At 69.8% G+C, this 6,737-nt stretch carries 8 protein-coding genes and 1 pseudogene; 7 read left to right on the forward strand and 2 right to left on the reverse strand.

Annotated elements, in window-relative coordinates:
- Positions 1-235 (reverse strand): annotated as a pseudogene (locus WA944_RS05640) (wax ester/triacylglycerol synthase domain-containing protein); the annotation flags it as partial.
- A 61-nt stretch (positions 236-296) separates the two neighbouring features.
- On the opposite strand from WA944_RS05640, the gene WA944_RS05645 reads away from it, so the two are divergent.
- Both WA944_RS05645 and WA944_RS05650 read left to right on the forward strand, forming a co-directional pair.
- Positions 297-779: a cation:proton antiporter regulatory subunit gene (locus WA944_RS05645; RefSeq protein ID WP_526370358.1), complete on the forward strand. Its 483-nt coding sequence runs from the start codon at positions 297-299 to the stop codon at positions 777-779.
- Between the two features lie 4 nt (positions 780-783).
- The gene (locus WA944_RS05650; RefSeq protein WP_526608702.1) at positions 784-1,974 is read left to right on the forward strand and encodes a cation:proton antiporter; all 1,191 of its coding nucleotides are present in this window, start codon (positions 784-786) and stop codon (positions 1,972-1,974) included.
- A gap of 9 nt (positions 1,975-1,983) precedes the next feature.
- Here the strand turns inward: WA944_RS05650 and WA944_RS05655 are convergent, their stop codons facing one another.
- A complete protein-coding gene (locus tag WA944_RS05655) occupies positions 1,984-2,733 on the reverse strand; it encodes an ion channel (RefSeq protein WP_526608704.1) in 750 nt (249 codons plus the stop codon).
- A 165-nt stretch (positions 2,734-2,898) separates the two neighbouring features.
- Between WA944_RS05655 and WA944_RS05660 the strand changes: the two genes are divergently transcribed.
- From WA944_RS05660 to WA944_RS05680, 5 genes are all read left to right on the forward strand, one after another.
- Positions 2,899-3,795 (forward strand): alpha/beta fold hydrolase, encoded by an 897-nt coding sequence (locus WA944_RS05660; protein WP_526374809.1) that lies wholly within the window; start codon positions 2,899-2,901, stop codon positions 3,793-3,795.
- A gap of 77 nt (positions 3,796-3,872) precedes the next feature.
- Positions 3,873-4,181 (forward strand): protein UsfY, encoded by a 309-nt coding sequence (usfY, locus tag WA944_RS05665; RefSeq protein ID WP_526374801.1) that lies wholly within the window; start codon positions 3,873-3,875, stop codon positions 4,179-4,181.
- On the forward strand, positions 4,178-4,798 hold the full coding sequence (locus WA944_RS05670) for an SDR family NAD(P)-dependent oxidoreductase (RefSeq protein ID WP_526374807.1): 621 nt from the start codon (positions 4,178-4,180) through the stop codon (positions 4,796-4,798). The genes usfY and WA944_RS05670 overlap by 4 nt, the downstream gene beginning before the upstream one ends.
- 33 nt (positions 4,799-4,831) lie before the next feature.
- Complete coding sequence (locus WA944_RS05675) at positions 4,832-5,779, forward strand: AraC family transcriptional regulator (RefSeq protein ID WP_526646526.1); 948 nt, start codon at positions 4,832-4,834, stop codon at positions 5,777-5,779.
- A gap of 22 nt (positions 5,780-5,801) precedes the next feature.
- On the forward strand, positions 5,802-6,737 hold a 936-nt coding region (locus WA944_RS05680), incomplete at its 3' end, for a DUF7159 family protein (RefSeq protein ID WP_526646524.1).

The raw sequence follows: 6,737 nt of genomic DNA on the forward strand, positions 1-6,737 counted from the left end.
AGTCGGGGTCGTGGGCCCACCGGGGCCCGTCACCGTCGTCGACCACCCGCTGGGTGGCGCGCGGTTGCCCGGCCAGCCGACCGGAGACGGTGCGGCGCAACCGGTTCAGGTCCAGCGGTGGCCCGCCCGGTTCGAGCACCATCAGCTTGAGGGTGTGGCCGGTGATGGCATCTGACTCCAGGCCCAGGATGCGCGCGTCGTCCTCGGACAACCGTTCGGCGTCCGCGCCCGTCATCGGCACAGTATGAACGACGCCCGCGAGTCGCAGGCGGAGTCGGATCGGCCAAGATTGGGGCATGGACGTCAACGAGGTGCTGTTGCCCGGCGTGGGGCTGCGCTACGAGTTCGACAACTCCGACGGTGACCGCATCGGGGTGGTCGCCAAACGGGCCGGAGACTTCGAGGTGGTGCTGTACGCGGCCGAGGACCCCGACGTCGCCCAGCCGCTGTTCCACCTCAGCGTGGAGGAAGCCGAGGCGCTGGCGCAGATCCTGGGTGCCCCCCGCATCGCCGAACGGTTCGCCGACCTGACCCACGAGGTTCCCGGCCTCGATGCCGGCCAGGTGTCGGTGGAACCGGGTAGTCCCTACGCCGAACGTCCCCTCGGTGACGCCCGGGTTCGCACCCGGACAGGATCGTCGATCGTCGCGATCGTGCGCGACGAGGAGGTGCTGCCGTCACCCGGACCCACCGACGTGTTGCGCGCCGGGGACGTCCTGGTCGTCATCGGAACCGCCGACGGCATCACCCAGGTCGAGCACATCTTCGACAAGGGCTGAGCAGGTGCATGGTTCGGTTGCGTTCCTGGTCGAGATCGGCCTGTTGCTGGTCGTTCTGACGGTTCTGGGCGCACTGGCACGGCGGGTATCGCTGTCCCCGATCCCGCTGTATCTGCTGGCAGGACTGGCACTGCACGACGGCGGCCTGCCGCTGGACTCCTCGGTGGTGGAGTTCATCCAGACCGGCGCCACCGTCGGCGTCGTCCTGCTCCTGCTCACGCTGGGCCTGGAGTTCTCGGTCAGCGAGTTCGCCGCGAGCCTGCGCAAGCACCTGCCGTCGGCGTGGGTGGATCTGGCGTTCAACGCCACCCCCGGCGCGATCGCCGGATGGCTGTTGGGCTTCGACTTCGTCGGGATCCTGGCGATGGCGGGGATCACCTACATCTCCTCGTCGGGCGTGGTGTCGCGACTGCTGACCGACCTGCGGCGGCTGGGTAACCGGGAGACCCCGGCGGTGCTGGCGGTGCTCGTTCTGGAGGATTTTGCGATGGCCGCCTACCTGCCGTTGCTGGCCGTGCTGGCCGCGGGCGGCGAGTGGTGGCAGGCCGTGGTCGGGATGGCGATCGCCATGGTGGCGCTGGCGCTGGCCTTCCTCGGGTCGTATCGCTGGGGTCATGTGGTGGCGCGGCTGATGGCTCCTCCGGACTCGGAGCTGCTGCTGCTGCGGGTGCTCGGGGTGGCGCTGGTGGTCGCGGGCCTGGCCGAATACGTCCACGTCTCCGCCGCGGTGGGCGCGTTCCTGGTGGGTCTGACGCTCACCGGGGAGTCGGCCGAACGCGCCCGCGAAGTGCTCAGCCCGCTGCGTGACCTGTTCGCCGCGATCTTCTTCGTCGCGATCGGGCTGGAGGTGGTGCCTGCCTCGATGATCCCGATGTTGCCGGCGGCGGTGCTGCTGGCAGTGGTAACCGCGGTGACCAAGGTCGCCTCCGGCATGTACGCCGCGCGCCGTGAGGGTGTGGCCCGGCGGGCTCAGTGGCGGGCGGGCACCGCGCTGATCGTGCGGGGCGAGTTCTCGCTGGTGATCATCGCCCTCGTCGGCGCCTCGATCCCGATGATCGAGTCCATCGCGATGCCGTACGTGTTCGTCCTGGCGTTCATCGGACCCGTCGCCACCCTGATCGCCGGGCGGGCGGCCCCGGCCCGGATCCCGCCTCGGGTCAGGCGGATCGCTCGCAGCCGCAGCGACAGCGGGTGACGGGCCGAGTCAGCGAGACGACCACGACTCTTCGCGGGCCGACTCACGGTCACTGAGCTGAGCCGACAGTTGCCGGATCTCGTCGCGCAGGTCGTCGATCTGGGCGGCGGTGGCTGCACGGCTCGCGGTGTCCTCCTCGGACACCCGTTCCACGATCCACGAGGCCACCGTCGCGGTGATGACACCGATGAGGCTGATGCCGCCGATCATCAGCAACACGGCGATCACCCGACCGGCTCCGGTCACGGGGTAGGTGTCGCCGTAGCCGACGGTGGTGACGGTGGTGATCGACCACCAGACCGCGGTACCGAAGTTGGTGATCGTGGAGTCCGGGGCGTTGCGTTCGGTCTCCAGCATCGCCAGCGAGGCGACGTAGACCAGCAGGACCGCGCTGCCGGCGGTGTAGGCGGCGACCCGGCCGCGGATGGCGTCGCCCCCCGCCCGGTGCAGCACCTTGACCAGCACCACCAGTCGCAGCAGCCGGAGCGGTCGCAGGAACGGCAGTACCACGATGGCCAGGTCGAGCAGGTGCCGCAAGAACCAGCGAACCCGCTGCGGTGCCAGGGTCAGCCGGACGACGTAGTCGACGACGAACACCAGGTACAGCAGCGACATCACCCCGTTGAGCAGGTTCGTCACCCCGCGGTCGGGGGTGGTGAGCACCTGGACCGAGTACACGGCGAGGAAGACGACCGCCACCGCGGCCAGCACCCACTCGCTGCGCGACTCCCAGCGTTCGAGCCGGTCGGCTGAACCCATCGAACGACACCCAACCTTTCATCGCGGCTTCGACCACCAGGTACCCGCCATGCGAAAGGCTACCCAAACCGGTGTTTGCCATGGCGTCGTGGACGGCGCGAACACGTCACCGGCACACGTCAAACCGACGACCACACTCCCGTGACGCGCTAGCGTCGGTGCTTGATGAAGGTTCTGCGCACCCCCGAAGACCGCTTCGTCGATCTGGCCGGCTACCCGTTCGAGCCGCACTACGTCGACGTCGCCGCCACCGACACCCCGGCGCTGCGGATGCACTACGCCGACGAAGGCCCCCGAGACGGCACCCCCATCGTGCTGCTGCACGGCGAGCCGACCTGGAGCTACCTGTACCGGACGATGATCCCGCCGCTGGTCGAGGCGGGCTACCGGGTGCTCGCACCCGACCTGATCGGGTTCGGCCGTTCCGACAAGCCCGGTCACATCGACGACTACACCTACCTGCGGCACGTGCAGTGGGTGACGTCGTGGTTCGAGGCGTTGGACCTGACCGGTGTCACCGTCGTGGTGCAGGACTGGGGCTCGCTGATCGGGTTGCGGATCGTCGCCGAGCACGGCACCCGGTTCGCGCGGGTGGTGGTGGCCAACGGGTTCCTGCCGACCGCCGACAGGCCGGTGCCCCCGGCGTTCCGGATCTGGCGGGCGTTCGCGAAGTACTCGCCGAAGCTGCCCGCGGGCCGCCTCGTCGGCGTCGGGACGGTCACCAAGGTGCCCGCCGCGGTCCGCGCGGGTTACGACGCGCCGTTCCCCGACAAGCGTTACCAGGCCGGGGCGCGCGCCTTCCCGCAACTGGTGCCCACCTCGCCCGACGATCCCGCGGTGCCGGCCAACCGCGCTGCCTGGGAGGTGCTGGGCCGCTGGGACAAGCCGCTGCTGACGCTGTTCGGTGCCAAAGATCCGATCCTGGGCCGTGCCGACCAGCCGCTGATCCAGCATGTGCCGGGCGCCGGGGGTCAACCGCATGCCCGGCTACACGGCAGCCATTTCGTGCAGGAGGACTGCGGGCCCGAACTCGCCCAGCGCATCCTCGCCTGGGAGGCGTGAGCCGTCACCTCTTCGTCACTGTGATCAACTTCACAACAGGCGTAACCTGGAGGCATCTCTCCAGGAAAGGGGATGCGATGAAAGGCGCGCACCGGGATCCGGTAGACCACGCCCGCACGTATCAACCGCATGCCGGTGAATCGTTCATCGACACGCTCTGGTTGCCCGGGTTGATCCTCATCGGCGTCGGCACCGTGCTGATCGCCGGCACCGTCGCCGCGACCGCATACGGAAGCCGCGATCTGTCGTTGATCCTCGGCCTGATCGCCGGGGCGCTCGTCACCGCAGGCGCACTGCTGATCACGTTGGAGCACCAGCGGGTCAAGCGCGTCGAACGCCAGTGGCACGCCGAGCATCCGGATCGCCCGCACCTGCACGCCGGATAGCCTCCGCGCCGCCAGACGATCGCGAACCGATCGCAGACGCGGTCCGCGACGTTGGGCCGGTCGACGTGCTCGTCAACAACGCCGGTATCGGACTTGTCGGCGCCTTCGAGGCCACACCGCTGGATTCGACCCGAGAACTGTTCGAGACCAACACCTTCGGCACCATCGCCATGACGCAGGCCGTGGTGCCCCAGATGTGTGCGCGGCGCTCGGGCACCATCGTCAATGTCACCTCCAGCGTGACACTCACCCCGATGCCGTTGGCGGCGGTCTACACCGCCAGCAAGATGGCGGTCGAAGGGTTCACCGCGTCGCTGTCGCTCGAACTCGGTTACTTCGATGTCCGGGTCAAGCTCGTCGAGCCGGGCTACGGTCCGTCGACGGCCTTCGCCAGCAACGGTTTCGAGCGGATGGCCGGGCTGATACCGCCGCAGTACCAACCCTTCGCCGAGCCCATCATGAACTCGTTCGCCCAACCGGCGGCGTTGACCACACCGCAGGACGTCGCCGACGTCGTGTTCCACGCAGCCACTGATGACTCGGAGCGCCTCCGGTTCCCCGCAGGCGCGGATGCAGTGGCCCTCGCGCAGCCGAACCAGGAGTCGCTGTTCGGCTAGCGTTGCCGTGTGGGGACGCCCGACGCCGGTCCGATGGATGCGCTGATGTCGCTGCTGCACCCAGAGGCCGTGCTGTCCAAGATCGTCACCGGGGCAGGGGGCTGGAGCGTGCGCAAGCCCCGCTACGGCGACCCCGCGTTCTGCCTGATGCTGCAGGGCTCGTGCGTGCTCGAACCGGACGGGCTCGACCCCGTCGCGCTATCGCAGGGTGACTTTCTGCTGTTCCCGGAGACGCCCGGCTTCACCCTCGGCGACGGCGGTGCGGTGGCGCCCACCTTCGCCGGACTCGACCACTGCCGGCACACCCGGCACGGGTGCGCCACCGCGCCGGAGACGATGCGGATGCTGGGTGGCTACTTCCGGTTCGATCCCGCCAACGCGCCGCTGCTGGTCTCGCTGCTGCCGCGGGTGGTCCTCGTCCGCCATGACGAGCCGGGATCGGCGCGGCTGAGCCGGGTCGTCGAGCTCATCGCCGACGAGGCGAACACCTCTGCTGCCTGCCGGGACGTGATCCTGCAGCGCCTGGTCGAGGTGCTGTTGATCGAGGCCATGCGCGTGCACCCGGTGTCGCTGGGCAGTGGGCAGCGGGGGCTGATCGCGGGGCTGGCGGATCCCGTGCTGGCGCCGGCACTGCGGGCACTGCATGCCGACATCACCCGCGGGTGGACCGTCGAGCACCTCGCGCGCACCGCCGCGGTGTCCGGGGCGGTGTTCGCCCAGCGGGTCACCGCCACCATCGGGGTGCCGCCGATGCAGTACCTCCAACAGTGGCGGATCGCGCTCGCCAAGGAGCTGCTCCGGACCGAACACCTGTCCACCGCGCAGGTCGCCGGCCGCGTCGGATATCACTCCGCCAGCGCGTTCACCACCGCGTTCACCCGGCTCACCGGCAGCTCTCCGTCCGAATTCGGCCGCCTCGGCCGTGAGGTTCGGACCATCGGCTCACCGCCGTATCCGGGAAGCGGTAAAGTCGTCGGTTGATCGCAAACAGATCGGGGGCTCCATGAACCTCGTGCTCGGTTTGTCGATGACGTCTTCATCGGTTCGCTGGGTGCTCGTCGAAGGCACGACGGGCGAGGGCGCCACCCTTGACCGGGGGTCGCTGCCCGTCGCCGCCGACGAGACCTTCGACGCTGACTCGCTGCTCGACGCGTTGTTCGACAAGGCCGCGGCGCGGCCGGTGCACGCCATCGGCATCACCTGGACCGGTGCCGCGGAGGCCACCGCCAGCGCGGTGTGGCAGGCGTTGACCGACCGTGCGGCCCAGAACGTCATCGCGGTCTCCGACCTGGAGGCTGCGGAGGCTTTGACCTGCGGCATCGCCGACATTGCGGGATACGACCGGGTGGTGGTGTGCGTCGTGGAACCCGGCAACGGGAACCAAGCCGTCGTCGCCTCGGTCACGCCGGACGGGGTGACGGCCGACCGGGTCGACGCCGCAGCGCTCGGTGACGTCGACGGACTGGTTCCCGATGCCATGTTCGTGGTCGGGTCCGGTGATGTCGACGGCGTGGTGTCCGCACTCGAGCAGAGCACGCACGCGCCGGTCATCTCCGCCGACGAGGCCGACCTGGCGCTGGCCAGGGGAGCGGCGCTGGCGTCTGCGGCGGCGGTGTCGATCCTGGATGCCCGGGATGCACCGGCCCGGCGGCACCTGTCGCCGGCGGCGATGCTCGCCTCGGTGCTGGCCGCCGCGGTCGTGACGTTCGTGGTGTCGTTGTCGGCGGCGCTGGGGATGACCCTGACACCCGACGACGAGGCGCCGCGGATGGCGCGCTCGGAGCAACAGGTGCGCGAGGCCACCGCCCCCGTGCCGACCAAGTCGCCGGAGGTCGCCGAGGCAGCCCCGGAGCCGGCCGCACCGCCGCCGGCACCCGCCGAAGCCGAACCGGTCGCTGTGGAAGTCCCGGTGCCCGACGCCGCGTTGATGGTGGAGCCG

This window comes from Mycobacterium sp. (genome assembly GCF_049683355.1).
Taxonomy (GTDB): Bacteria; Actinomycetota; Actinomycetes; order Mycobacteriales; family Mycobacteriaceae; genus Mycobacterium.

Coding starts and splice junctions, on each gene's coding strand:
- WA944_RS05645 (WP_526370358.1), top strand. CDS start 297: ATGGACGTCAACGAGGTGCTGTTGCCCGGCGTGGGGCTGCGCTACGAG.
- WA944_RS05655 (WP_526608704.1), bottom strand. CDS start 2,733: ATGGGTTCAGCCGACCGGCTCGAACGCTGGGAGTCGCGCAGCGAGTGG.
- WA944_RS05660 (WP_526374809.1), top strand. CDS start 2,899: ATGAAGGTTCTGCGCACCCCCGAAGACCGCTTCGTCGATCTGGCCGGC.
- usfY (WP_526374801.1), top strand. CDS start 3,873: ATGAAAGGCGCGCACCGGGATCCGGTAGACCACGCCCGCACGTATCAA.
- WA944_RS05675 (WP_526646526.1), top strand. CDS start 4,832: ATGGATGCGCTGATGTCGCTGCTGCACCCAGAGGCCGTGCTGTCCAAG.